This window comes from Methylobacterium longum (genome assembly GCF_022179385.1).
GTDB classification, from domain to species: Bacteria; Pseudomonadota; Alphaproteobacteria; order Rhizobiales; family Beijerinckiaceae; genus Methylobacterium; species Methylobacterium longum.
The window spans coordinates 1-22,754 of record NZ_BPQS01000023.1; the positions used below are offsets into that span (position 1 = coordinate 1).

Sequence of the window (22,754 nt, forward strand, 5' to 3'; positions counted from 1 at the left end):
CTCGTCCGAGAGCCAGAACAGGTCCGCCATCGCCGCCTCCACGGTGTAAAGGGCGGCCCTGAATCATAAAACCACAAACCCTGCAACGGCTTGGTTCGGTTCACACCCTAGCTCGCGCACAACCATCGAAGCGGACTGCCATGCCTGATGCGCTGACCCGCTCTGATCCTCTTTGAGGCCGTGCTTGGCGCAGCGTTCCGCATCCGAAGCGTGCTTCAAGGCCCGCTCCACGGCACCGAGCGCGTCCTGGATATCAGCCTCGGTCATCGCGAGACCTCATTCACCGTACCGTCCGGACGCATGATGCCACGGAATGGCTCTGCCCGTCCTACGATCCCTGCAGATTCTCGCCGGGCCTAATCGGTTCAGGTCGCCCGCTGCCCCCTCGGCGCCCTTCGCTGGTGACGCTGCATCTCCGGCGAGGGCCTTGCGCCGTCGTGCCAGTTCGACTTTGAGCCTGCTTCGCGCGCGTGACAGACCGATCAATCGGTGCAACATTCTCTCGAACAAAACAGACAACGGCGAAGCCGAGCGATGAAGGGGGCGCGGAGGAAAACCGTGCCACAATACTTCTTCGACGTTCAATCACCGAGAGGGGTGGTCTGCTGGGACTATCAGGGCCTCGAGTGCTCCGATGACAGCGCCGCGTTGTCCCTCGCGCGCCACGGGGCTGGCTTCACCTCGTCAGGCGATTGTGAACGCAATCCGCAGCTCAGGAGCTACCGCTTCGCCGTAGCGGACGCCGATCATAAGCCGTTCTTCACCGTGCCGTTTACGGACTTGCTCCCGGATGAAGAGCCTGCTTCGGCGGTGCGGAAGCGTCGCTCTCGCGCATCATCCCGGCAGCCTGGAGCGCGTGCCTGAGGGAAGGTGACCTGTCGAAGTCGTCGGTGGCTGGACAGAAGGTCCAGCTCACCACGGACTGCGGCAAATTCAAACGCTGGATATTCAGCCCACACCGAGGCTTCGGCGTCTCACCCTGGACCAGAGCTGTCAAAGCGCCGGCTGCCGTGTCGTAGCAGCCGAGAAGATCCTGCTCGAAGATGACGGCAAAGCAGCTTCGCGCGCCGATTCGAGTCCATTCAATGCGGAATACCCCCTGCGGGGTCTCGTAGAGCCAGCAGCCACTCAGCATCGGCGCCTCCTCCAGCATTTTAGAGAGGAAACGTGGAGCCAAGCTCACAAGTTCAACCGGTGATAGGCATGTCTGCGCTGTAAACCGCGCGGATTATTAGAAAGCCACATAGGTCGAGGCCAGCCACCGCTTGTCGTCAGCCTTTCTTGATCCATGAGCCTAATGCCACCGCGTCGCGTTCGACTGCCGAGCGGCGGCATTAAGCGCTTGCCGATCACGACGCCAGTCGCGATGGGGCATTCGGGGATGCAGACTGTAGATGTCCATGGCCGACATGGTGTGGTCAGGCTCAAGCCGATGTCCGCTTCTAAGCTCGACTTTGGCCATTCATGCGGCGTGGCAGAGGGCATAGGCCCAGGGCGCTGGCAAACGGAAGCGGGGTTTTGTTCGGGCGCGTCGGCGCGGTGATGTTGCCAAAGTCCGCTCGCGCCAGATCGCACAGCGCACGGCAGCCAGTGCATCGGCGAAGGTCGGGCGTGGTTTGGGGTACCACGCGGCGGCCGCGACGCGTCGCCGTTGGCGAGCCGGGAGCCGTGCGGCCAGCAATGTGACGATCGAGAACAGGGCGAGCAGGCAGGGCGTGGTGCGGGCGATCGCCGTGTCGGACCACTGCCGCTGCGTCTCGACCCCAAGATGGGCGCGCGCTTCCTGGAAGGTGACCTCAACGGTCCAGCGACGCACGAACCACCCCACGATCTGCGCGGGCTCGCGCGTCGGTTCGGTGCAGAGCAGGGCCTGCGGTGCAAAGCGGCTCTCGGGATCGCGCACCAGCACCCATCGGATCGGCACGACCGGCAGACCGCCGTGCCGCCACACGGCGGTCCCGGAGGCGATCTCAAGGGTGCGCTCGCCCGCCCCGTACCAGCCGGGCACCACGACCGCGTGCCAGCGCGTTTCCTTGGCCGCGAGGATCGCAGCGAGCGTCGGCAGCCGCGCGCCTTTGGTCTGCGGGCGCCCGATCGTGCCGGGCGGGCGCGGCGGGGCGGGATCGTAGGGAGCGGCATCTAGCCGCAGGCGAGTGATCGCCGTGATGCGAGCGCGGCGCATCGCGTCGAGGAACAGCAAGGCCTAGAAGCCGCTGTCGCCCACCACTATGAGGTCGCGTCCCGGCAGCCAGCGCCGCGCCTGGAGGGCGAGTTGACGCCCGACGTCGAGCAGAGGCTTGTGCCGACGGCCCCGTTCACGACAGGCGCGCTCGGACGGCACCAGCGCGGTCAGAAACGGCAGCGCCCAGACGCGCCCCGCCCAGGGGATCGGGGCGAGCACCATCAGGCTCATCCAGCGCAGCCCGCTCGCCTTGACGAAGTGGCTGTCGGAGGAGCGAACCGGATCACGGTAGATACCCTTGGCCGCGATCCGCTTGCCGCGGCGGCGCTCGATCGTATCGTCCAGCCCCAGGATGACTGGACCGCGCGGCGCGAACGCGTCGACGAGGAGACAGAGCAGAATGCGGCTGCCGGAGCGCGGGCACCACGCCGCCCGGTTGAGGATGCGGTGGACGTTCACGAACCGCCGCTCCTGCGCGCGGCCCAAGATGCGCAGGACGCTCGTCACCGTGCGCTGCCCCGGCGTGAGGATCGCGCCGACCAGCAGGTTCTGGGCGTGTCGCCACGAGCGGTGGACGAACAGCGGTGCGAACGCCAGGATGATCCCGGCGAAGCGGGCAGGCAGGGGCAGCATGGCGGTGTCTCTTGGCGGGGACGCCACCAGCCTATCCGTCACGCCCGCTTCGTCACCTCCGCCCACTCGACGAGCCGCAAATGGCCAAAGTCGAGCTAAGAAGCCGCCGAACGCCGCTGAATGGCCGTAGGGGGCGCAAAGCCGAACGTCCGGTTTTGCGCAACGAATCCAGACTCGCCTGGGGTGGAGAAGTAGACGTTCGAATACTGGTGGGACGAAAACCGTCCGCGCGCTGGCCTGCCGTGCCGACCCACCTCGGATCGTAGCGGTTGTTATCTGAAGCTCGAATTGCACGGGGTAGCACCCCTACCACATAGCACCGTGCGAAATCATGATGGGCGATCGGTCAGCTGCTGGTCGACGCAGAGATATTACCGCCCGTAAGGATGGAGCCAGATCTTGCGGTTCAACCACGTTGCCAATCGCGTCAATCCGGACCACTTCGAGATCGTGGTGGACATGTTCGTCCAGCAGCTCGGTTTCGTGGAGCTGCGGCGCAACGAACGCGCCGTGTGGTTGCGGCAGACTGGGGCCAATGTGGATCTGCAGCTCAGCCGCAGTGATGCCGGGCACCGCGATCCTGACCGAGAGCGTTCGCAGGTCTCGTTCCTCAGCGATACCCCGGAGGCCGATCTGCGGCGCCTGGCGTCTTGGTTCACCGCGCGGGGGCTGCCCGCCCGCATCGGCGCCTACTCCGAACAGGAGTTCTACCTGGACGTGCCGGCAGCGTTCGTGGACTTCGTCGTCGAAGCGATGCTGCCCGAGCTCGCCTCGTATGACATCACGCTCGGATGACCTTCACGGCGATCTCGTCCGTGCATCCATGGGACCGCGGACCCTAGTAGGCCACGATCACCGCGGACCCTACGTTTCGTTCAAACCAACTGCCCCCGGCCCGGAAGCGCATACGCCTACATGCCCCGTCGGCCTCGCTCCTCGTAGGATAAGGAACTGACTCGACTGACTTTGCATCGCGATCGTCTGAAGTAGCCGCTCGATTGCCGCGGTGGCGAGGGCCTGGTAGTCCGGCGAGTACGCTGCGTAGATCTCGGTGATCGCAAAGCCTGGGACCCGGTGCCCGAGCTGGCCCGCCACCTCCTCGAATGGCACCCGCTCCTTGCGCAGCCAGCGTGCCACCGTGTGACGTGGGCTGTAGAGGTTCACCCGGCTATCAAGTCCTGCTCGCCGCCTACTTTCGCCTAGCGCGGTGTAGTACCGGTCAACGGGCTTTCCCCGGAAGCTGACGACATAATCTGATTCGCGCGGAAGCTGACGCAGATATGCGATCAGGCTCGGCGGCATCTTCACGACCGGGCGCCGCTTCGATGTCTGCGCACGCTCTTCGGGGTTGAGGTGCAGCAGGCCGTCGTCGAAATCGACCTGAGCCCAACGCAGCTGTTTCACCGCCTCGGGTCTGCTTCCAGTGGCAAGGCAGATGAATAGCAGGGCATGGAAGTGCGGAGCCGACGCGTCGAGCCAGGCCGCGCACTCCTCAACGGACAGCGGCCGCCCCTTTGGCTGCACCTTCGTCACTTTGACGCTCGGTACGTGAACTTGACGGGTCAGCTCGCCACGCCGCCAAGATCGGCTGAGCGCTGCCTTCCCAGCTGTCAGCACGTTGTTGATCGAAGAGGATTTTAGCTCGCGCCGCCGGAGATCATCGATGAAGCGCTCAATGCGAGCGGGACGGGTCGCCGCCCAGACACTCTCCGTCTCGCCATAGAACCGAACCCAGTGGTCGATGGCGTACTTGAGCCACTTCCGGGAGGTCAGGTGCTGACCGTGTTGGAGGTAGTAGGCGAGGACGATGTCTGCGATCGGAACCCGGGAGACGTCCTGAACGTCGGGCGTATCCTCCGCCAAGAAATGCGCCTTCAGCGCGCGCAATGCGGCGTTGAGATCGTCGGTGCCGGTCGACTTGCGCCGCACCTGCCGCCCATCCATCCAACAAATGCACCAGGCTGGACTGTTCGGGCGTCTGTGGAGCCAATACCGGCCCGCGGCGTGCTCACGCTTCGTGTACCGGCTCATCGAAGGCTCCCACAACCTCTGCCTGCGCTTTGTTCCGCCCTCCCCCATCTCGGGGTTGAGGAGCAGGGCCACCTGCTGGGTTTGGATCGCCGTCACCGCCCTCGCTTCCATCCTTCCCGCAGCCCCAGAGCAGGACGGAGCGCTCCCCGAAGGCGAGGAAGTCGCACAGCATCATCCCGAGGTAGGCGACGGAGCTGTCGCCGAGTGGCACGTGGGGGATCTTGCCGGAGCGTCGCTTGCGCTTGAGGGTCGAGACGTCGCCTCGGCCACCCTGTCGCTTGTCGGGTGGGACGAGCAGGTTGGCGGCTGCCCGCTCCGTGTATTGTCTGTGGGGATCGATGCCGTACGCGCGGGCGACGCTGTGCCGGAGTTCGCGTAGATGATCTTTGTCGATACGCGTCGGGTCGATGGTCATGGGTGCCTCCGATTGCGGACGCGATGACCCGATCGTCCGAGGCATGGCTCGGCCGTTCCCGCTCCTTTTGCAGCGGCGCCTGGATCATCGCGATGGGGTTGTTGGCCCGAATGCCCTGGGCCACGGGGGAGCGAATTAGACAGTCGGCCGTGCGGCTCGGCTCTGCCTGAGATCTCGAGCGGGAGCTAACGCCTTGTGCTACCTAGTTTATGGTCGCGCCTGCCGCCGCCTTGGTCGTACTGGGTGAAGGGAGCAGTGTCGTATCACTCCCGTTCGCCCTGACCCCGATCACTTGGGTCCGACGTAGGCCCATCCGGTGAGTCCTGATCGTCGGTAGCCTCTGAGGCATCCCCCTCACACGCCGCCGATGTGCTCGCCTCGGGGAAATAGGCGGCCTGAGGGCCCTCCTCTGCCTCCTCGAACAGGAAGCCGATATCGGTCGCGCCGGCCGGCGGTCTGGGCAAGCTCGACCCACGGGCAGCGAGTGCCTCGTCCAGCTCGTCCTCGGTCATCTTCGGGATCGGCACGTGCTTGGGTTTGGGGCCGCGCTTCTCCTGCTCTGCCCCGGGCCAGTTGATCGCGATCCTCAGCCTCTCGTGGCCGATCCCCTGTTGCAGCCACGCAAGGATCGCAAGCGCCTCGTCGGAGAAGTGTTTGGGGTCCGACTCCGGCAGGTCCTCGTCGCGCTTCGGTGCCGTGTTCTCGTAGTTGAACGTGAGAGGTGCCTTGATCGCGTAAAAGCTGATGTCCCGGATGCTGTCATCGACCGGCTTGTTTTCGTACAGGCCCTTGACCATCACCTGATAGGGAAGCGGCCACTGCCCGGAGAACCTCCGGGTGCTAGCGCCTTTGCCCGTCAGCCACCGTTCGAGATCTTCCCGCGGCGTCCCGTTGAGATCGATGAGGACGTGCATGTGCAGGAGGACTGCATACTGCAGGCCAGGGAATTCGGCCTCCGCCAAGTCCTCGTTGGCGGCGATCCGCGCCCGCGCCTCGTCGAGCAGCCGCATTTTCGCGCCGAGCTTCATCCGGCGCCGCTCCGTCTCGAATGAGATCTTCTCGTCCTTCTTGCGCTTCTTCGTCGGCTTACGCTCCTGTGTGGCGAGGACGCGTAGGGTTTTGGCCTTGACGCTGTGCTGATGATCTCCACCGATCGCGTGGCGGAGGTCGATGAGCTCCAACTCGAACATGCCGGTGACTGAGACGCCCGGAAGCTGATCATCTTTGTTGATGCGGTAGAGCTTCTTCCGCTCACGCTTCATCACCTTCTCGATTGAGCTCTTATATTTGAGCCGTTCGGGGTAGTTCGTCTTCGTGATCCCGGTGAATTCGCGATAGATACACTGGAACCCCTGGGCGAGCGTGACGATGTCCTCTCGATTCAACGGGGTCGCCTTGTGCAGCTGCCAGAGATACGCTTCGTATCGCTCGTCATCGCGGCAGGAGACCAGCTCAGAAGACTCTAGGTCTGGTCGTTTGCGCCGGGATTTGAAGTGGTTCCGAGCTTCGATGATGACGTCGTTCCATCCGATCAGCCGGTCGGCGTCGGCCGTGACGTTGTCGGGATGGTAGAACCGCCTGTCTCGATCGGTAAGCCCAATCCGATTCTCGGCCAGCTCCAAGCTCAACCCGCTTTTCATCAGCACGGCCGACATCGCGCTACGGCAGTCCTCCTGCCAACGACGTAGGTAGCCTAGCATCTCGCGGGCGTCGCGCCGGACGATGGAGGCGTCGAAATCGGCGAGGTGCTCTCTATCGAGATCGGGGTCGGGGAGGACGATGTCGTTGAGGATCGTGGCGTGCAGGAGGTTGAGGCGGGCCTTCTCGAGATCGGTGCCGTAGCGCTGCTCCAACTGCGGCCGGGTGTCCTCGATCAGGCGGGCGGCGTATCGGTTGCGGCAGTGAGTGCACCAGTACGACCCGCAGGCTAACCTCCCGTGGGTGCCACACCGCTCGATCCGGTCGGCTACCGAGGCGAGATGCGAAAGGTGGAAATCGACCTCGAGGACGATGCTGTCGGCAAAGGCTTTCTGTGCGGCGTCGACCTTGTGCCGATTGGACGCCGCTGTGGTCAGGATCTCGTCGTAGCGGCGGCGGGTCTCGGCGACGACCTCCTTCGCTCCCTGGTAGCGGGAATCGTCCTCGACGAGGCCCCGCAGCGCATTGACGGCGCGGGTCTTACGGTTCCGGCCCCGGCGGCGGGGTTCGACCTTCGCCTCCTCGGTGGCAGCCTCCGTGGCCTGCGCCGCCCGGATGGCCTCGACGGACGCGCGCAGCCCGCTCGTCACGCGGATTGGCGGAAATGCGCTAGGCTTTCCGGGGGCGGTCGCCTGTAACCGTGCGCTCTCAACGGCGGCATCGCCGAAGAACTTAGCAAAGTTCTCGTTCGTCCATGTCGCGTCGGAATCACCTGATGTGGTAGGTTCGGCACCTGCCGACAAAAGGCGATTGGAAAGAGCAGGTTCGACCTCCGCCGCGACGTAGGCGATCGAGGAGGGATCGAGATCTGGCTCGCCCGACCCGGAGCGTCGGGGCTCGGCATCCGCGCGCTTAGCTTTGGAGCCGTCGCGCCCGAGATCTGGACCTCTGCCGAGGGAATGGTCGATCGCCTCCGCTGGATGTGCCGGCGAAGCAGTGTCGGTCGAAGACGAGAAACCGAAGGCGTCCATGAGGAGCGCCTCCCAATCCGCATCCGCCGGGGGCTCATCAGACCTTTTGGCGGGCTCGGTCACGAAACCGCTGCCGGGTGGGCGCCGGCCGTCCAGTGCCGCCTCGTGAGCGACCAGTGGGACGTAGGACGACCGGGGGGTAGAATGACTTCGATCGTCTCGCCCTGGGGCGGCGTGCGCCACCGCGATCGTGTCGGCGGGGTGCGCGCTGATCGCGTCCGCCGCAGCACTCCCAGCGTCTACCGCCGCCTCGATGTCGTCAGAGGTGGTCGAGGTTCCGCTCACGCGCGAAGCCTCGTACCACTCTTCTTCGGTGTAGGCCCTCGCGGGGCTGATAGATTGCTTAGTCATTATCGAAGCTGTTGCTGTCGGAGAGAGTTTCTATTCAGTTGATTTCTTCAATCTGCGCGTAATGGCGGCAAACAAATCATCGAGGTCCATGAGGGATCTATCATCGATGCCCAAAGCTTCGGCGTTGGCTGTGTCGAAAGCTTTGTATGTAGCTTCCGACACCCTCTTGCACGCCGGACTATCGGTGAATGCATCCGAGCAGAAACTCGTGATAATCGATCGATGGTGTGTCTCTGGGTCTATCCCGAAGCAGGAGGAGATGTGTATAAAATAAAATGGTTCGTATTTTTCGCATGCTGCCGTAATAATACCTCGGAGAGACTTGGGTAGAAAATCCTGCACTACGAGGGCGAGTGTGATCCCATCTACGGTCCTGATGTTCTCGGCCAGTTCGTATTCCGTCGTGCTGCGATGCATTGCGTAGCCAGCGTCTTCTGCCGTCTTGAGATACTTCGCAAAACCCTCCCCTTGGCCGTGTCCCAACCCGACCAGAGTCTCGGAGGGATGAGCGGCGATAATTTGAACGAGCGTTCTGTCGAGCGCCAGCATTCCCTGAGCATCGGGCATAGTTTGCATGATTTCCTCGTCATGTTTGGCTTCAAATTGAAGCATATGGACTAGATTGATTCATACGCTGTGCGCTCGATCAATTGCATGCTGCTGGGCTAAGCGAAGACCCTACGTTCGTCGTCCGCCAGCGCGATGCATACGGTCGCTTCAGCCGCGCGCGACGGGCGGATCGCTGCCCGTAAAGTGTTACCTGCGCAGTTGTATGATTCAGATTTGTCGGCCTTGGGTTTGGTTATTGTTCCGCCGCTGCCGCTGACCAGCCGTATGTAACGCAATTTTTGGGATTTGTGCAAGATTAGGTTAGTCCGCTGCCAGTTGATGTACACTATCTGTGCTTGTGAACGCGGATCGCTGATTGCGTTCGATCAACGAGCTTGAGCTAATGCCATGACAAAAATGCTGATTTTTGTTCGGCGCCTCGCGTTTGTATGCCCGCCCAAATGAGCAAATAGGTTATTGACGAGTATCCTAGTTGTTCATATTCATGGCATGTCGCTTTTTGGAGCGCGGCGCGCAATGCCAGATGAACAGGCCGATGGCCGCTTACCCGGAGACGCGCGGCTCGACCGCGTCCTGGAAGCGATCGTTGGGGGCAAGGACAGGGAGCGCGCGCGCGCCTATATCGAGGGCTTATGCGGTGACCGCAGCCGGAAGACAGTCCGCTCCATCGCGGGATCCTCGCAACCGAAGGGCCGCGTACAGCTGCAACGGTTCCTCACCGACGTTGCGCGCGACTGCAGCATCCTCTGCGATCAGCTCGCGTTGGAGGCGAACGACCTCGTCGGCGGCGACCGCGCTTGCCTCGTCGTCGACGATATTGTGCTGCCGAAGAAGGGGACGGCGTCGGTCGGGGTGGCACGGCGGGTCGACAGTGCGACCGGCAAGCGTGCCAACTTCCAGGCTCTGGTCTCCTTATCGCTCGCCTCGGAGGGCAAGACCATCCCGGTCGCCATCCGACTGGTTCTCCCCCGCGCATGGATCGACGATCCGGCCAAGCGCTTGGCGGCGGGGATACCCGAGGCTCTGAGCGCCGCCGATGATCAGGCCGCCTATGAGACTGATTGGATCGTCGTACGGGAGATCGGACGACTGCGCGATCTCGGCGTAAGGTTCGGTGTCGTCGTCGCCCCGGTGCATTGCGGCACCGAATACTTCCGGGAAAAACTCGCGGAGTGGGAGACCGGATGGGTGCTGCCGATCTCAGAGCGCGACGAATTTTACCAGAGGGAAAATAAATCAACGTCTCAGGGTAAAAGGCATAACGTCAAATTCAAAGCAGAAGCTGAAAGAGCTTTTGATATTATCCACCGCGATTCCGGTCGGCAGATGAGGCGATGCGACTGGTCGGGCAAATATGAGCCGGTGATTGCTAAATTCCAAGATGTATCCCGGACCAAGCCGCAGCGCGATAGGCATGGGGCAATGACTTCGCCGGGAAGGGTATGGATATGGATGCAGTCGAACGGCAGAAATCAGTCAAGTTGGTGGATGTCAAACCTTCCGCCAAATACTGCCGAGGTTCGCCTAGTGGACTCGATTCGGAATCTTTGGCTCGTCCGCGAAATGATTGAACGGGTTAAGGGCGAATTCGGGCTTACCGCTTATCAGGGCCGATCTTGGGTAGGGCTGCACCGACATGCCTTGATGGTGTGCCTTGCGGCGCTCCGGGAGTGCAAGTGCTGACATCAGCCGTGTGGCTCTTGCCCCTCGCGATCCCGTTCCGATGCACGGATCGGCCCGGATATGCGACGGGCTCGATCCCGGGACTGTAATCATCGGTGGACGGCGGGGACACCGCCATCCTACCCATCAGAGCTTTGCGCGGGTCCTTTTGCGTTTCGGCTTGGAAAGCGGTGTCTCGGGTGCATCCCCTTCCGGTGCTGCCTTTGCCGTAGGTTCTTCCGCGGCTAGCTCGACTGCCGTTGATGCCTCTTCCTGGACCACGGTCGTGTCCATGGGCTGGCTGCTCTGACCCTGAGGCGCCTCGGTTGCATCCGGGTTCGGTGCGGGAGGGGTTTCTACCGGCACCGCAACCTCCGCTCCCTCCCCTGTGATGAGCCGATCGAACGCCTCCGCCTCGTCGATCGAGCCGCCGATGATCGCTGCCGAAACCCGCCGCAGCGAGACACACAGCACCTCCATCCGCTCAGCCCGCTCGCCTAAAGCATCGGCTGCCACAATGATCTCTTCGCCGTTGCCGTCGCCCACCATCTCGATCAGCGCACGTATCCCGTCGATCTCCATTCCGAGCCCGCGACCGAAGCGCACAAAGCGCAGGCGTGCAACGTCCACCGATCCGTAGCGCCGCTGTCCCGTCCCCGTCCGTACTGGCTCAGGCAGCAGTCCCTGCCGCTCATAGTACCGGATCGTGGGGATCTTCACCCCTGCTCGTTCCGATAGCTCTTTGATCGTGATGCTCATTTCTGTCCTCCGCGTTCTGTGACGCGGCGGACCCTCCCCCATCCTACCGAGAGCTCAACGGGCCGATCTCGTAAAACTGTCTCCGGAAAACAGCTCAAAGGCCAAGCTTGGCATTGTCGAAATGAGCATCTTCGTGCAAACCCTCGTTTTCAGGACATGCTGCACTGCGCTGACGACTTCGCATCATCAATAACGGCGCAGAACATCCCGGCACGCGAACCACCAGAGGTTGTTCTCGTCGAAGTCAGACCGGGCAGGCTCGACGCCGGCACCCTGCTTGTCCTCGATGCGGGTTGAGTACCCTGGGGGATCGCCGGTCAGACGGATCACCTCCGAGCGCCCCGGGCGGCAGTCGACGAGCTGCGACGTGACGGTCACCTCGTTCGGTACGTCGCCCGTCTTGGGCTGGCTGATGACTGTCTGCGTGAGAACCTTCCAGCGCCCGTCGCCCGCCGCCGTCTTCTCGATCGCTGTGGAAGTGGCGACGAAGCCCTCGGGACCCATTTGGGCGTCGGAGACGCTGTAGGGCTTCAGCACCTCGGCGTCCTCGCGCAGGAACCGGGCGGACGCCCAGCCGACGAAGCTGCTGATGCGGACCTTGCACCAGAGCTGATTGCGGGCTGGCTCGATGTCTGCCGGCGCTTGCCCGGTCTTCCCGTCCACGCAGCCGAGGTTCTCCAGCCCACGGGTCTGCGGCGGCAGCCCGGTGATCTTCCGCGCGCTCGCGTTTGGCTGCGCTCGCAAAGCCAAAGTGTCGTCCGCCCGCACGTCCCGGACCGCGAACCGATCCGGGCCGTCCGCCGTCGCTTGGGCGGGGCCGCCGGCGAACGCGCACGCTACCGCCAGCGACGACAAGCCTACCCGAGTCGTGCTGTGGTCCATGCCGTCCTCACTGCCGGGGAAGAAAGGGTGACGTACCGCCCGCGATCTGTTCGGGCATCGTCGGCATCACCCCACCGGGCACGGCGTTCACCGTGACGTTGAACACCGGGGCGACCGTGCTCGACGGGGCGAACTGCTGGCCACCACCGCCACGACCGCCCTCGCTGTTGGCCACCCGGACCATGTCGCCGAGGCGGAACAGATCGATCAGCTGGCCGATCCCGCACAGGCCGAGCGTGAAGAACCACAGCAGCCCCGTCCAAAACCGTCCGATGTAGATCCGGTGCAGGCCGCACAGCAGGAACAGCCCGCAACCCCAGAGGATGAATGCCACGAACCCACTCTTCCGTCCCATCACGCTTCTCCCCGTCCAAGCCGCGCTGACCCGCTTCTGAGAGGCTGTGCAGCCGCAAGCTTGGCCGCTCTCAGACAAACCAGCGTTTTTCGGAGACCGGCGTCCGGGAGGATTTCAAAGAGGACAACGCGGCCTCCGTTGGCTCTCGAAACCGTCTCCGAGAAAGGGGCCGCGCCGGCGGGGCCTCCGCGGATGAGACACGGAGTGGAACGTGCTGATTGGCTACGCACGAGTGTCGACGCAGGACCAGAGCCCTGAGCTCCAGGTCGATGCTCTCGAACGTGCTGGATGCGACCGGCTATACGTCGAGAAGGCATCGGGGGCGCAGCGCGATCGGCCGGAGCTCAAGGCGGCGTTGGCATCGGTTTCCGCGGGCGACACGATCGTCGTGTGGAAGCTCGACCGCGTGGCGCGCTCACTGAGCCAACTGATCGCTACGTTCGACGATCTAGATCGGCGTGGGATCGGGCTTTGCTCGCTGACGGAGGCAATCGACACGACGACCTCCGGAGGCAAGCTCGTGTTCCACATCTTCGGCGCGCTGGCAGAGTTTGAGCGGTCGATCATCCGTGAGCGGACAATGGCTGGGCTGTTGGCGGCGCGAGCACGGGGAAGACGCGGTGGGCGGCCGAAGGTGCTGAGCGCTTCCGATCTCGACGTAGCAAGGGTGCTGTTGCGGGATGGTACGTTGACGGTCAGTGCAGTCGCTGAACGGCTCGGGGTGACGGCTTCAACCCTGTACCGCTACCTTCCGGCCGCCCGCTCGGCCCACCTGGAAAATGTGGTCGAGCCGGTATCGACACCCTGACGGCACGCGTGGAAGGTGGGCCGAATTAGACAGTTGGGCCACTGCGTCGAGATCCATGAACAAGCATCAAAACGGCTAACCCGTTGTCTGACAAGCGATTATATGAACGCACTCTGATGCTGAACGAATGAGCAGAATGATAGCAGTGTCGTTCTTATATCGGTTTTCTCGCAGTTATCTCGACTATGCTCATATCACTGCTGACGAGAATTGGTATTCGCCAGACTCGGCCATTGATAGCAAATTGAGCAGTGCTCGCTATGAAATGGGTTTCGGCATCTAGTGTTGTCCAACAATTACGGATTTAGTGCACCCGGATCGAGGCTAGCGCACGCGTAGAGTGGATTGCGATCTATGTCCGCTTCCCGTCAGCAGACATTCGGCTTTGCGCCCACACCAGCCATCCGACCGTCTTCGCCAGCATCTCCAAAGCGGATATCGGCTCAGGTGGATTAAAGGTCACAACTGCGAGTGAATAGTCCTGCTAGCTTCGCGACTGGTCGGCACCACGTGGGCGCGCCGGCATCGCGCTCTCGGCTGCGGTTCGACGGACGTCAGCTACTCAACCAAGGCAGCCGAAGCGCGGCCGTGCTCAATAGCCACCACGGTCACGTCGCTTTGGTCCAAGCCGGCTGCCGGCGCAACGCAGGTTGCGCAAGCCATGCGGTCATCAGCGCGTCAGCCGTGCAGCCGATCTGGTCAGACTTCCGCCATGCCGCACGGCAGACGAGCGCCTCGCCTGTTTCGTCTACCGTGAGGATGAAAGCATCTGGCAGTTCATCGGCGCACGGCAGCGTGACCCGGATGCCGCTCGCGGATCGATCGGAGACGATGCATGGCATGGTCCTGTGCTCATCGGCCAAGATTATACCGGTGATGTTCAGGCGCGTACGAATTTCTGTCCGACGCTCAGTCATCCAAGGTGCTCTCAGCTACCTCGGGAAAGGAAGCACGACAGAGGTGCAAAACGCGTGTCGAGGAACGGTCGAATTGTCTGAATCTGAGCGGAACAGGATATGCTGACCTACGCCATCGGCGACATCCACGGCTGCGCCGACCATCTGCGCCAGCTGCTCGCCGACATCGAGGAGCACAGGGCTAGCAGGCCGCGGAAGCTCGTCTTCCTGGGCGACTACATCGATCGAGGGCCCGACAGCGCCGGCGTCATCGAAGTCCTCCGCGCGTTGCAGGGGAGCGAAGCGCAGGATGTGGTCTGCCTGATGGGCAACCACGAGGACCTGATGATCAACGCTTTCCATACGCCGGGCGAGCGGCTGAACTGGCTCATGAACGGTGGGAACAAGGCTCTCATGTCGTTTGGGATCGACGGGCCGGAGAAGCTACCCGGCGACGTCGTTCGATGGGTCAAAAGGCTGCCCACCGCCCACGAGGATGCGCTTCGCTACTATGTTCATGCGGGCTTCCGGCCTAGGGCGCCTGCACCGGATCCGGACGATCATGCCCGGCTCTGGATCCGTGAGCCGTTCTTGTCCGAGGATTACGATTTCGGGAAGCTCGTCGTGCACGGCCATACGCCACTTGTCCTCGGTGAGCCGGACGTGCGTCGGCATAGGGTCAACCTCGACACGGCTTGCGTCTTCGGTGGTCATCTGACTGCGGCCGTCTTCACCGACGAGCGACCTCACCCAGTCGAGTTCCTTCAAGTCGGATAGAGGCATCATCATCGGACCACACTGACGACGTACCCATCCCTGGCGAACGCCGGTGGCGCGTCACCGTCTTGCCACATACTTTAACGTGTGGACACGGATGTTAATTTCCTCGATAGTCTTCTTCAGGATGCTGGCCGCGCCACATTGAGCTGCATCTCCATGCGATGACCGGCGAGGTGGGCCACGTGCGACTTGCAGTCCAGCACGGTCATGCTGCGGGCAGCTTCAAAGCCCAGAAGGTCGCCGATCGTGACTGCGACCTTGCTGCACTGGGCGTAGTCGACGATCTCCTGGCGATCCGCGATGGTGCAATAGCCGAAGACGCCGGGCTTGAGGCTGCCATCCTCCATCTGCACGCCTTGCATCGGCGGAATGAATGCCGTCGGACATCGCCTGAGTGAAAGGCAATCCTTGGCGCGCTGGCTGACACACTCGTCGGTGTCAGGCGTGTGCCGAAGCCTCACGCCGGCCGTATGTTGCAGAGGACACATCCGCTCCGGGGGCGCGCCGGAATGTAGGCTAGATCAATCCTGAGATCCTGGGGAGGAACCTCGTAGCGCATCGACCTTACCAGAAGGTCGGCGGCCGCGATGAGCAGAGTTTGCGTGATGCCCTCGCCGGGGCAGCGGTGTCCGTCCGCGGCTGAGCCGCCGCCATGGGAGATCAAGTCAAACGCATCGATGGCGTCGGTGCAGAAGCGGTCTGGATCGAAGCGCTCCGGCGCCTGCCACCGATCCGGGTCGTGATTGGTGCCGTAGAGGTCCATGAGCGCCCAATCGCCAACCCTGAACGCATGACCTCGCCACTCAAAGGGCTCTCGGACCCGTCCGCCGATGAACGGGATAAACGGGAAGACCCGCCGCACTTCCAGGGCGAAACGCTGGCGCGAACTTTCGTCCCCATTGCGGAGAGCCTCGACCCAGTGAGGGTGCTCATGAAGCGCTATGGCCGCGAATACGACATAGCGGGCGTTCGCCACCGTCGGGCGCAGGACGTTGATGAGTTCCACGCCGGCTGTTTTGACATCAAGAAGGCGCCCGTCGGCGTCGCGATGGGTTGCGACGGTCCGGGCAGCACCCAGCGGGACTTCGCGGCGGCCACTCCGGATCTCTTCGATCGTTCGCCGCGCCCAGCGCTCGGTACGGGCGCGAAGCAGATGCCCCCGCCAATTGCGCGGTCCAACCGCGCCCGTGCCGGCGACCATGGCGGCAAACTCGACCGCCCGCGCGCTGATTTCCTCTGGGGCCAGCGGAAGACCGGCCCATTCGCACACCGCAGCCGTGATGACGCGGTGCGTCTCGTCGAGGAGCACCACACTGTCCTTTGTCGCCCAGCGAAGCACGGCCTGGCGCCAGTGCTCAGCGAACAGGTCAGAGAAGCGCTGGAGAGCTTCTGCCCCGACCAGCGACAGAAACATCTCCTTGCGGTGACGATGGGCATCACCGTCCAAGACCATCACGCTTCCATGGTCCTGGATCAGCGCGAATGTGGTCGGCGGGAGCGCGTGTCGACGCGTGAAGCGATGATGATCGTAGAAGCGTGACGCTGCCTCTCGACCTGACATGCAGACTACGGGACTCAACATGAGCCGCGCAGCGAACAGGTCCGATCCGTACCGTCGGCAGCGGTTCGGGATGAACGCGTAACCTTCCGAGAGCAGCGACAAGGTGCTGTCCAGTGCACGATCTCGGGGTATCGCCGAGCTTGTTCGCCCGTTCAGCTTCATCGCGGTTCTCTCAGAAGCTGTCGCGGACTGCGCCTTCTGACTTCGGTCAACATCCGCGAAGCCAAGCAGTTCACACCATCGGGTTCTACCGCCCTCAATCGGCGGGCGGCTGCTTCGGAGGACGTCAAGGGCGGGCAGTTACGGCCGAACTGGGTCGGCAAAGTCTCGTCTGCTTCTCCGCTGGAATTTTCTCTGAAGCGGACGAGCGGCTTTCGGCTAGGTTCGGTCATTCAGGGCTGCTCGGACCTCCGGCAAGCAGCCCTTCCGAAAGCCCGAGAAGAGTCGGGAGCGGGGGTCAAGCCGCGCCGGCCGAATGCCGGCAAGTGACGCCAAGCTGCCGCGCGAAGAGCTTGAGATCGACCGCTTCCGACGAGAGAGTGGACCAGTTGCTGCGGTACGTAGACCATTTCGTATGCTGTCGCGCCCGACGGCCACCCAGTGCCAGCCTCTGACCTTCAGGTGGGATCGCGGGTGGAGGCCCCAGGCCGCGCAATGCGTCCTTCCTCGGCTTTGCGAATATACTGCTCGGCGACGAGCCAGCCCTTGAAGAACCGAAGCGGCAGCGTGCAGGCGATTAGCACGATGGGCAGCGTCGTGATGGCATGCACCCACAGAGGGGGCGAGTAGGTGAGTTCGAGCCAGATCCCGAACGCGGTCGCAGGCACGGCAGCCGTCATCATCACGAAGAAGGCCGGTCCGTCGGCGGGATCGGCAAAGGAATAGTCGAGGCCACACACGTCGCAGCGGGGCGCTACCTTGAGGAACCCGCTGAACAGATGGCCACGCCCGCATCGCGGACATCGACTTCGCACCGCCACCCCGATGGGTGACTGCTCGGCATAGGACGGTTCGGCCATGCGGACTCCTCTCAGAGGGTGCAACGCGCCAGCACCGGCAGCGATGCGCGGCATCACGACTTCCTCGCGCCGCCCGCGCCTCAGCGCGCGACGAGCAGGGTGATGCCAGTCGCGTAGGCGGCGGCCAGGAAGCAGTCTCGTGCCGCATGCTCGAAACCGGCAGCCGTCAGGAACCGTGTGGCCGCGATGGAGAGCAGGGTCACCGCAAGGGCAGCCCCCTGTGCAAGTACGAACCTCATCCCCTCACCATGCTGCCTTGAGCTTGCCTAACATGGAGAGATCAATTTCGGGCATGCGAACGAATGAAGGCAATATTTGCTGCGTCAGCCCGCTTTCAATCTCACCAACGACCTTCCGCCTGACGCTGACGAAGGGCGAGTTCGTCCTCGCTCGGAGGTTTGGTGGCAAAACTGCCGGCCTGAACCGCTCCATTCCGTGCGAACGACGCGAAGTGGACGCCCTTCGGCGAGTGTGCCTGCTCGACCAGGGTCCAGGCACGGGCTGTCGATGGATCATCCGCGTACCAGCGCTTGCCACGACCGAGCATCACCGGAAAGGTAATCAACACGAGTTGGTCGATGAGCCCCGCCGGCAGCAGCGCCGGGTAGAGCATGCTGCTTCCCTGAATGAGGAGATCGGGTCCCGGACTGGCCTTGAGGCGATCGATCGCCGCGACAGGATCGCCGACGAGACGCTGGCTGTTGTTCCAGCCGAGCGCCCGGTCCGACGATGTCACGACATGCTTGGGCACGGCATTGAAGGTTGCCCCGATCGGTTGATCGCCGTTATGTGGCCAGTAGGCGGCGAAGATCTCGTAAGTCCGCCGGCCGAGCAGCAGCTCGTAGCCTCCCCCGAGCAGCCGGTCCATCGGCCCGTCGAGCGCATCGTCGAAGTACGGGAAGGTCCAGCCGCCATATTTGAAGCCAGTCTGATCCTCCTCCGGGCCACCCGGTGCCTGGATCACACCATCTAGCGACTGGAAGAGGGAGCCGATGATCTTACGCATCGGCGGAGGCTCCTCGAACGGCAGCGTCGATCCGGGCAATGTCGATCTTTCGCATGGTCATCATCGCCTCGAACGCGCGTCGGGCCGCGGCTCTGTCAGGATTGCTGTTGGCGCGCAGAAGCGCACGCGGCGTGATCTGCCAGGAGAAACCCCAGCGGTCCGTGCACCAGCCACACTGGCTCTCCGCTCCGCCGTTGCCGACGATGGCCTGCCAGTAGCGGTCGGTCTCGGCTTGATCTTCGGTCAGCACCATGAAGCTGACCGCTTGATTGGCCTTGAAGCTTGGCCCGCCATTCAAGCCCACGAACGGACGGCCGAGCACGGTGAAGGAGACCGTAAGTTCGTTGCCCTTGGATCCGCCCGGGAAATCCGACGGCGCGTTCATGGCGTCAGCGACATGGCTGTCCGGAAAGGTGTCGGCGTAGAACTGCGCGGCCTCGCGGGCTTGGCCGTGGTCGAACCACAGGCAGGTCGTCAGCTTATCGCTCATCATCGCCAGCCTCCCTCATACCGCCTGGCGCGGGCCGGCAAGGCCGAACCTGTTGCCTGCCGGATCGGCGATGTTGGCTGAATAGCTGCCCCCGGGAATCGGATCGGGTCCCTGGAGCACTGTGCCGCCCCTGTCGCGGACGGTGGCGAGCGCGGCATCGATGTCGGCCACGTGGACGTACCAATTCCAGCGGGCCGGTGCGCCGGTGGCTGCACTCGACATCACCGCGCCAGGGCGTAGGTCGCCCCGGCCGATGAAGGCGTACTCGCTCATCCCGCCCATCGGCATGGCCCCGAGCTTCTCCCATCCGAACAGCGCCCCGTAGAACCTGAAGGCAGCCTCGGGATCGGGAGTTGCGAGCTCGATCCACACGCCGCAGCCGAGGGTTTGCTCCGCCCCGAGGGGCACCGGCCCAAAGGCCTGACTGTCAGCAGGGGTCGCCGCCGCCATGAGGGCGAAGACCACGTCCTGCGGGTCGCTGACCATGGCGAAGCGGCCGACATGGGGGATGTCGACGGGCCCGAACCGGATCTGGCCGCCGAGGTCCACCACCCGTGAAGCCATGGCATCGACGTCGCGGGTCGCGAGGTAGACCGCCCAGCCGGGAAAGCCGGGCGTTTCCGCCATCGTCCGCCGGATCCCGGCGACGGGTCGCCCGTCCACCTCGGCAATCCGGTAGCCACCGTGCTCAGGCATGGAAGACGGCGTTACGCGCCAGTCTGCTACCCCCTCGTAGAAGGCCTGGACCGCATCCGGGTCAGTCGCGTTCAATTCGAACCAGATAGGTTTACCGTCGACAGTTCGCATCGGGCGCATTCCTCCGTGACGATGGGCGCGTCGGCCGCGCCGCGGCACCGCTTACGGCCCCGCTTTGCCCAAGCTGGCATTCTCGGTTACACAAGACAACCATGAAGTTAGAAAAGATAACTCATGAGGCTTCTGCGCCACGCGAGTGTCGGTACGACGACGCTTGCGGCACTGCGCTCGCCCTGGAGTTCATCGGCGAGCGCTGGTCGCTGCTGATCATGCGCGAGCTGGTCTTCGGACCCCGACGCTTCGGCGAGATCCGGGCAAACCTTCCGGGCATCAGCGCGAACGTGCTGACTCAGCGCCTAGAGAGCCTGGAGGAGGTGGGCATCGTCCTACGCTATCGGTTGCCGTCGCCGGCCAACGTGCAGGTCTACGATCTGACGGACTGGGGGCGTGAGGCCGCGCCGCTGATGCGTGACCTGGGTCGCTGGGCGGCGCGCTCGCCGCGGCATGATCGGAGCCTGTTCATGTCGGCGGCCTCGGCCATGATGTCGCTTCAAGCCCTGGTCGACCGCACGCGAGCCGCCGAGCTGTCAGTGTTGGTCGCCTTTCACTTCCCCGGCGAGGATTTCGTCGTCACGGTGACTGGCGGCGAGATCGTCGTGAACCGTGGGGTCGTGGAGGCTCCCGACGTCACGTTCACAGGTGACACGATGGCGATGCGCCGCACGATCTATGGCAAGGCGCCCCTGACCCGAGACGGTACGGGCGCCACGCTTGCTTACGTTGGCAAGGCCGATCTGGCGCGATCCTTCGTCGACCTCTTTTCCCTACCGGCCAAAAACGCCTGAGCTGCAACTTCGCGTCTCAACTCGGTCTTCGGCGCCGTACCGGATTGCAGAGCGAGCTGCGCGACGACAGTCCAGAATGCACCTTCGCCGCAGTGGATGCACCTCGTTCGGCCACAAGGACGAACCTCATCGAATGTCCATATCTGTGGCGGGAAGAGCCCGTCCGCTTTTCGCGCCGACCTTCGCTGAAGCGGACGTGCTGCTTTCGGCCAATGTTAGCCGTTCGTCTCGGGATCCTGCTTGCTCGGGGGCGGGCCTTCCAAAAGCCCGCCTTGGTTCGCAGGATGCCCTTTGCGATGCACGAGGCCGGTTCCGATGCTGGTCATCCGCTGCCGGCGGTGTACGGCACGCAGAGGCGTCGGTAGCCGAACGGATCTGGCTCCATTGGGTTGCCCTCACGTTGGCCACGAGCCACCCACACCAAATGGCGCAATGAAGCGCTGTAACCCACCTGACACCTGCGGGCGATGATGGCAGAGATCCGAACAGCCCTGATTGCGGGTGCGAATGGTATCATCGGCAAAGGGCTGATGCAGGAGCTCGGGGTCGCAGGCGGTTGGCGCGCGCGAGCTCTGTCACGTCGGCCGCACCCGTCGCGCGAGGCCATCACAACGGACCTCACAGATCCCGAAGCAACCCGAGCCGCCCTCGTCCAGGCTCGCGACACCACGCATCTGTTCTACGCCGCCCTGGCCCCACAGCCCAACCTCGCAGACGAGGACCGCGTGAATGGCGGGATGTTGCGCAACCTGCTCGATGGGCTGGAGGCTGTCGACGCGCCGTTGAAGCGAGTGGTGCTGTATCAGGGCGCGAAGGTCTACGGTGTTCATCTCGGACCGGTGCCGGCGCCCTTCTACGAGGACGACAACCCGCGCCACATCGGGCCGAACTTCTACTTCACACAGGAGGACGAGCTGCGGGCCCGGGCCAGTCGCGGCGGTGCGGCTTGGTCGATTCTGCGACCGGACGTGGTGGTTGGCGACGCCGCCGGAAACGCCATGAACATCGCCATGGTGATTGGCGCCTACGCCGCCCTTTGCAGGGTGGAAGGAGCGGCTTTCCGATTCCCGGGGCCGGCACACGTCTACGAGGGGGTGTTTGCCCAGGTGACCGACTCCCGCGCTCTTGGCCGTGCGAGCCTCTGGGCCGCGACGTCCGAAGCCGCGCTCAGTGAGGCGTTCAACTACGTGCACGAGCCGTTCCGGTGGCGGCGCGTCTGGGAGAAGCTTGCCGCCGCGCTCGATCTGCCGCTTGGACCACCGGTTCCGATTCGCCTGGCAGCCCACATGGCCGACAAGAAGCCGATCTGGGAACGACTGGTCGCCGAGCAAGGCTTGAGCGATCTTCCCTACGAGAGAGCGGTCGGATGGAGCTTCGGGGACTTCGTCTTCCACAGCGACTTCGATCTCGTCTCTGACATAGGCAAGATCCGGCGCGCCGGGTTCGGAGAGAGCGTTGACAGCGTCGCGGCCCTGGTGAGTGCCATTATTCGCCTGCAAGAGGCGAAGGTGCTGCCGCGCTAGCAGCATCGGCAGCTCGTCAAAAGTTTGAAGGCAATCCGACGATCGCTGGCGCGGTCCGGATAGCGACCTGCTCCGAAGCTTTGCGTGGTGCAATTTGGCGAACGTCGTGGAATGGTGGCACACAGAAACTGGCTCAACGCCCCGAAGCGGACCTTCGGCTTCGCGCCCAGTCCGGTCATTCATGAGACCCTGGAGGCTGCTCCATAGCGGACGTTGCAGTTGACGGCTGTGACACTAGGTCGTTTTCAGAAGGGCAGCTTACGAAACTAGGCCTGCTTATTTGCTGGGCCAGCAAATTTCCTGGTTGAGAGCCAGCGCAGGGTTCTGAAACGAGTCCGGGCCAGCGTGCAACTCCTCGGAAACATGGATGTCAGAACAGTTGCGAGCATCTGATGGATTGAAGTTCACCTCGCCAATTTGCAAAAAGCCTGCTTTACTATCGCATCCGATTCAGAAGCAGCGCTGAAATTTCATGACGCTCATGGCGCCTGAAGACGCCACTAATTTCGATAAGGTTCTCGCGCGTATTGCTGCTCATCCGAGACGACCAGACCTCCGGGC

General features: G+C 63.3%; 26 protein-coding genes. 7 read left to right on the forward strand and 19 right to left on the reverse strand.

The genetic code is table 11. The annotated features are described in order from the left end of the window. Nucleotides 1-63: 63 nt before the first annotated feature. On the reverse strand, nt 64-267 hold the full coding sequence (locus MFF58_RS18930) for a hypothetical protein (protein ID WP_238290382.1): 204 nt from the start codon (nt 265-267) through the stop codon (nt 64-66). Nucleotides 268-534: 267 nt separating this feature from the next. On the opposite strand from MFF58_RS18930, the gene MFF58_RS32605 reads away from it, so the two are divergent. Then, a complete protein-coding gene (locus MFF58_RS32605; RefSeq protein ID WP_373323361.1) occupies nt 535-864 on the forward strand; it encodes a DUF6894 family protein in 330 nt (109 codons plus the stop codon). On the opposite strand, the gene MFF58_RS18935 is transcribed toward MFF58_RS32605, so the two are convergent. The 3 genes from MFF58_RS18935 to MFF58_RS18945 form a co-directional block, all read right to left on the reverse strand. Continuing rightward, nucleotides 773-1,135: a hypothetical protein gene (locus MFF58_RS18935; RefSeq protein ID WP_238290383.1), complete on the reverse strand. Its 363-nt coding sequence runs from the start codon at nt 1,133-1,135 to the stop codon at nt 773-775. The two genes, MFF58_RS32605 and MFF58_RS18935, sit on opposite strands and share 92 nt — an antisense overlap. A gap of 327 nt (nt 1,136-1,462) precedes the next feature. Then, the gene (locus MFF58_RS18940; protein ID WP_238290384.1) at nt 1,463-2,200 is read right to left on the reverse strand and encodes a hypothetical protein; all 738 of its coding nucleotides are present in this window, start codon (nt 2,198-2,200) and stop codon (nt 1,463-1,465) included. A gap of 3 nt (nt 2,201-2,203) precedes the next feature. Beyond that, nucleotides 2,204-2,815: a transposase gene (locus MFF58_RS18945; RefSeq protein ID WP_238290385.1), complete on the reverse strand. Its 612-nt coding sequence runs from the start codon at nt 2,813-2,815 to the stop codon at nt 2,204-2,206. Between the two features lie 399 nt (nt 2,816-3,214). Between MFF58_RS18945 and MFF58_RS18950 the strand changes: the two genes are divergently transcribed. After that, nucleotides 3,215-3,610: a VOC family protein gene (locus tag MFF58_RS18950; RefSeq protein WP_238290386.1), complete on the forward strand. Its 396-nt coding sequence runs from the start codon at nt 3,215-3,217 to the stop codon at nt 3,608-3,610. A 69-nt stretch (nt 3,611-3,679) separates the two neighbouring features. On the opposite strand, the gene MFF58_RS18955 is transcribed toward MFF58_RS18950, so the two are convergent. The 4 genes from MFF58_RS18955 to MFF58_RS18970 all read right to left on the reverse strand — a co-directional run bounded on the left by MFF58_RS18955 (nt 3,680) and on the right by MFF58_RS18970 (nt 8,893). Continuing rightward, nucleotides 3,680-4,744: a tyrosine-type recombinase/integrase gene (locus tag MFF58_RS18955; protein WP_238290387.1), complete on the reverse strand. Its 1,065-nt coding sequence runs from the start codon at nt 4,742-4,744 to the stop codon at nt 3,680-3,682. A gap of 79 nt (nt 4,745-4,823) precedes the next feature. Continuing rightward, on the reverse strand, nt 4,824-5,261 hold the full coding sequence (locus MFF58_RS18960) for a hypothetical protein (RefSeq protein ID WP_238290389.1): 438 nt from the start codon (nt 5,259-5,261) through the stop codon (nt 4,824-4,826). Between the two features lie 263 nt (nt 5,262-5,524). Then, complete coding sequence (locus tag MFF58_RS18965; RefSeq protein ID WP_238290391.1) at nt 5,525-7,930, reverse strand: hypothetical protein; 2,406 nt, start codon at nt 7,928-7,930, stop codon at nt 5,525-5,527. 381 nt (nt 7,931-8,311) lie between these two features. Continuing rightward, nucleotides 8,312-8,893: a hypothetical protein gene (locus MFF58_RS18970; RefSeq protein ID WP_238290393.1), complete on the reverse strand. Its 582-nt coding sequence runs from the start codon at nt 8,891-8,893 to the stop codon at nt 8,312-8,314. 474 nt (nt 8,894-9,367) lie between these two features. Here MFF58_RS18970 and MFF58_RS18975 point away from each other — a divergent pair, with 474 nt between their 5' ends. Next, entirely contained in the window at nt 9,368-10,534 is a 1,167-nt protein-coding gene (locus tag MFF58_RS18975) for an IS701 family transposase (protein ID WP_238290395.1), read from the forward strand. A 126-nt stretch (nt 10,535-10,660) separates the two neighbouring features. Here MFF58_RS18975 and MFF58_RS18980 read toward each other — a convergent pair whose 3' ends face one another. The 3 genes from MFF58_RS18980 to MFF58_RS18990 all read right to left on the reverse strand — a co-directional run bounded on the left by MFF58_RS18980 (nt 10,661) and on the right by MFF58_RS18990 (nt 12,509). Then, the gene (locus tag MFF58_RS18980; protein WP_238290397.1) at nt 10,661-11,272 is read right to left on the reverse strand and encodes a MerR family transcriptional regulator; all 612 of its coding nucleotides are present in this window, start codon (nt 11,270-11,272) and stop codon (nt 10,661-10,663) included. A 186-nt stretch (nt 11,273-11,458) separates the two neighbouring features. Continuing rightward, nucleotides 11,459-12,154: an SH3 domain-containing protein gene (locus MFF58_RS18985; RefSeq protein WP_238290399.1), complete on the reverse strand. Its 696-nt coding sequence runs from the start codon at nt 12,152-12,154 to the stop codon at nt 11,459-11,461. Between the two features lie 7 nt (nt 12,155-12,161). Beyond that, nucleotides 12,162-12,509 (reverse strand): TM2 domain-containing protein, encoded by a 348-nt coding sequence (locus tag MFF58_RS18990; RefSeq protein WP_238290400.1) that lies wholly within the window; start codon nt 12,507-12,509, stop codon nt 12,162-12,164. Nucleotides 12,510-12,720: 211 nt separating this feature from the next. Between MFF58_RS18990 and MFF58_RS18995 the strand changes: the two genes are divergently transcribed. Next, nucleotides 12,721-13,317 (forward strand): recombinase family protein, encoded by a 597-nt coding sequence (locus MFF58_RS18995; RefSeq protein WP_238290401.1) that lies wholly within the window; start codon nt 12,721-12,723, stop codon nt 13,315-13,317. Nucleotides 13,318-13,925: 608 nt separating this feature from the next. On the opposite strand, the gene MFF58_RS19000 is transcribed toward MFF58_RS18995, so the two are convergent. Then, the gene (locus MFF58_RS19000) at nt 13,926-14,234 is read right to left on the reverse strand and encodes a PilZ domain-containing protein (protein WP_238290402.1); all 309 of its coding nucleotides are present in this window, start codon (nt 14,232-14,234) and stop codon (nt 13,926-13,928) included. Between the two features lie 99 nt (nt 14,235-14,333). On the opposite strand from MFF58_RS19000, the gene MFF58_RS19005 reads away from it, so the two are divergent. Further along, nucleotides 14,334-14,990, forward strand: a complete 657-nt coding sequence (locus tag MFF58_RS19005; protein WP_238290403.1) for a metallophosphoesterase family protein — start codon at nt 14,334-14,336, stop codon at nt 14,988-14,990. A 122-nt stretch (nt 14,991-15,112) separates the two neighbouring features. Here MFF58_RS19005 and MFF58_RS19010 read toward each other — a convergent pair whose 3' ends face one another. The 7 genes from MFF58_RS19010 to MFF58_RS19040 all read right to left on the reverse strand — a co-directional run bounded on the left by MFF58_RS19010 (nt 15,113) and on the right by MFF58_RS19040 (nt 19,885). After that, nucleotides 15,113-15,346 (reverse strand): hypothetical protein, encoded by a 234-nt coding sequence (locus tag MFF58_RS19010; RefSeq protein WP_238290404.1) that lies wholly within the window; start codon nt 15,344-15,346, stop codon nt 15,113-15,115. Between the two features lie 104 nt (nt 15,347-15,450). Further along, nucleotides 15,451-16,716 carry a cytochrome P450 gene (locus MFF58_RS19015; protein WP_238290405.1) on the reverse strand — a complete coding sequence of 422 codons (1,266 nt, stop codon included), beginning with the start codon at nt 16,714-16,716 and terminating at the stop codon, nt 15,451-15,453. Nucleotides 16,717-17,171: 455 nt separating this feature from the next. Continuing rightward, on the reverse strand, nt 17,172-17,573 hold the full coding sequence (locus MFF58_RS19020; protein ID WP_238290406.1) for a DUF983 domain-containing protein: 402 nt from the start codon (nt 17,571-17,573) through the stop codon (nt 17,172-17,174). Nucleotides 17,574-17,653: 80 nt separating this feature from the next. Beyond that, nucleotides 17,654-17,812 carry a hypothetical protein gene (locus tag MFF58_RS19025; protein WP_238290407.1) on the reverse strand — a complete coding sequence of 53 codons (159 nt, stop codon included), beginning with the start codon at nt 17,810-17,812 and terminating at the stop codon, nt 17,654-17,656. A 101-nt stretch (nt 17,813-17,913) separates the two neighbouring features. Beyond that, the gene (locus MFF58_RS19030) at nt 17,914-18,579 is read right to left on the reverse strand and encodes a dihydrofolate reductase family protein (protein WP_238290408.1); all 666 of its coding nucleotides are present in this window, start codon (nt 18,577-18,579) and stop codon (nt 17,914-17,916) included. After that, complete coding sequence (locus tag MFF58_RS19035; protein WP_238290409.1) at nt 18,572-19,072, reverse strand: VOC family protein; 501 nt, start codon at nt 19,070-19,072, stop codon at nt 18,572-18,574. The genes MFF58_RS19030 and MFF58_RS19035 overlap by 8 nt, the downstream gene beginning before the upstream one ends. A 12-nt stretch (nt 19,073-19,084) precedes the next feature. Continuing rightward, a complete protein-coding gene (locus tag MFF58_RS19040) occupies nt 19,085-19,885 on the reverse strand; it encodes a VOC family protein (protein ID WP_308445460.1) in 801 nt (266 codons plus the stop codon). 92 nt (nt 19,886-19,977) lie between these two features. Here MFF58_RS19040 and MFF58_RS19045 point away from each other — a divergent pair, with 92 nt between their 5' ends. Both MFF58_RS19045 and MFF58_RS19050 read left to right on the forward strand, forming a co-directional pair. After that, complete coding sequence (locus MFF58_RS19045) at nt 19,978-20,670, forward strand: winged helix-turn-helix transcriptional regulator (protein WP_238290412.1); 693 nt, start codon at nt 19,978-19,980, stop codon at nt 20,668-20,670. 467 nt (nt 20,671-21,137) lie between these two features. Continuing rightward, nucleotides 21,138-22,193: an SDR family oxidoreductase gene (locus MFF58_RS19050; RefSeq protein ID WP_238290413.1), complete on the forward strand. Its 1,056-nt coding sequence runs from the start codon at nt 21,138-21,140 to the stop codon at nt 22,191-22,193. Nucleotides 22,194-22,754 lie beyond the last annotated feature (561 nt).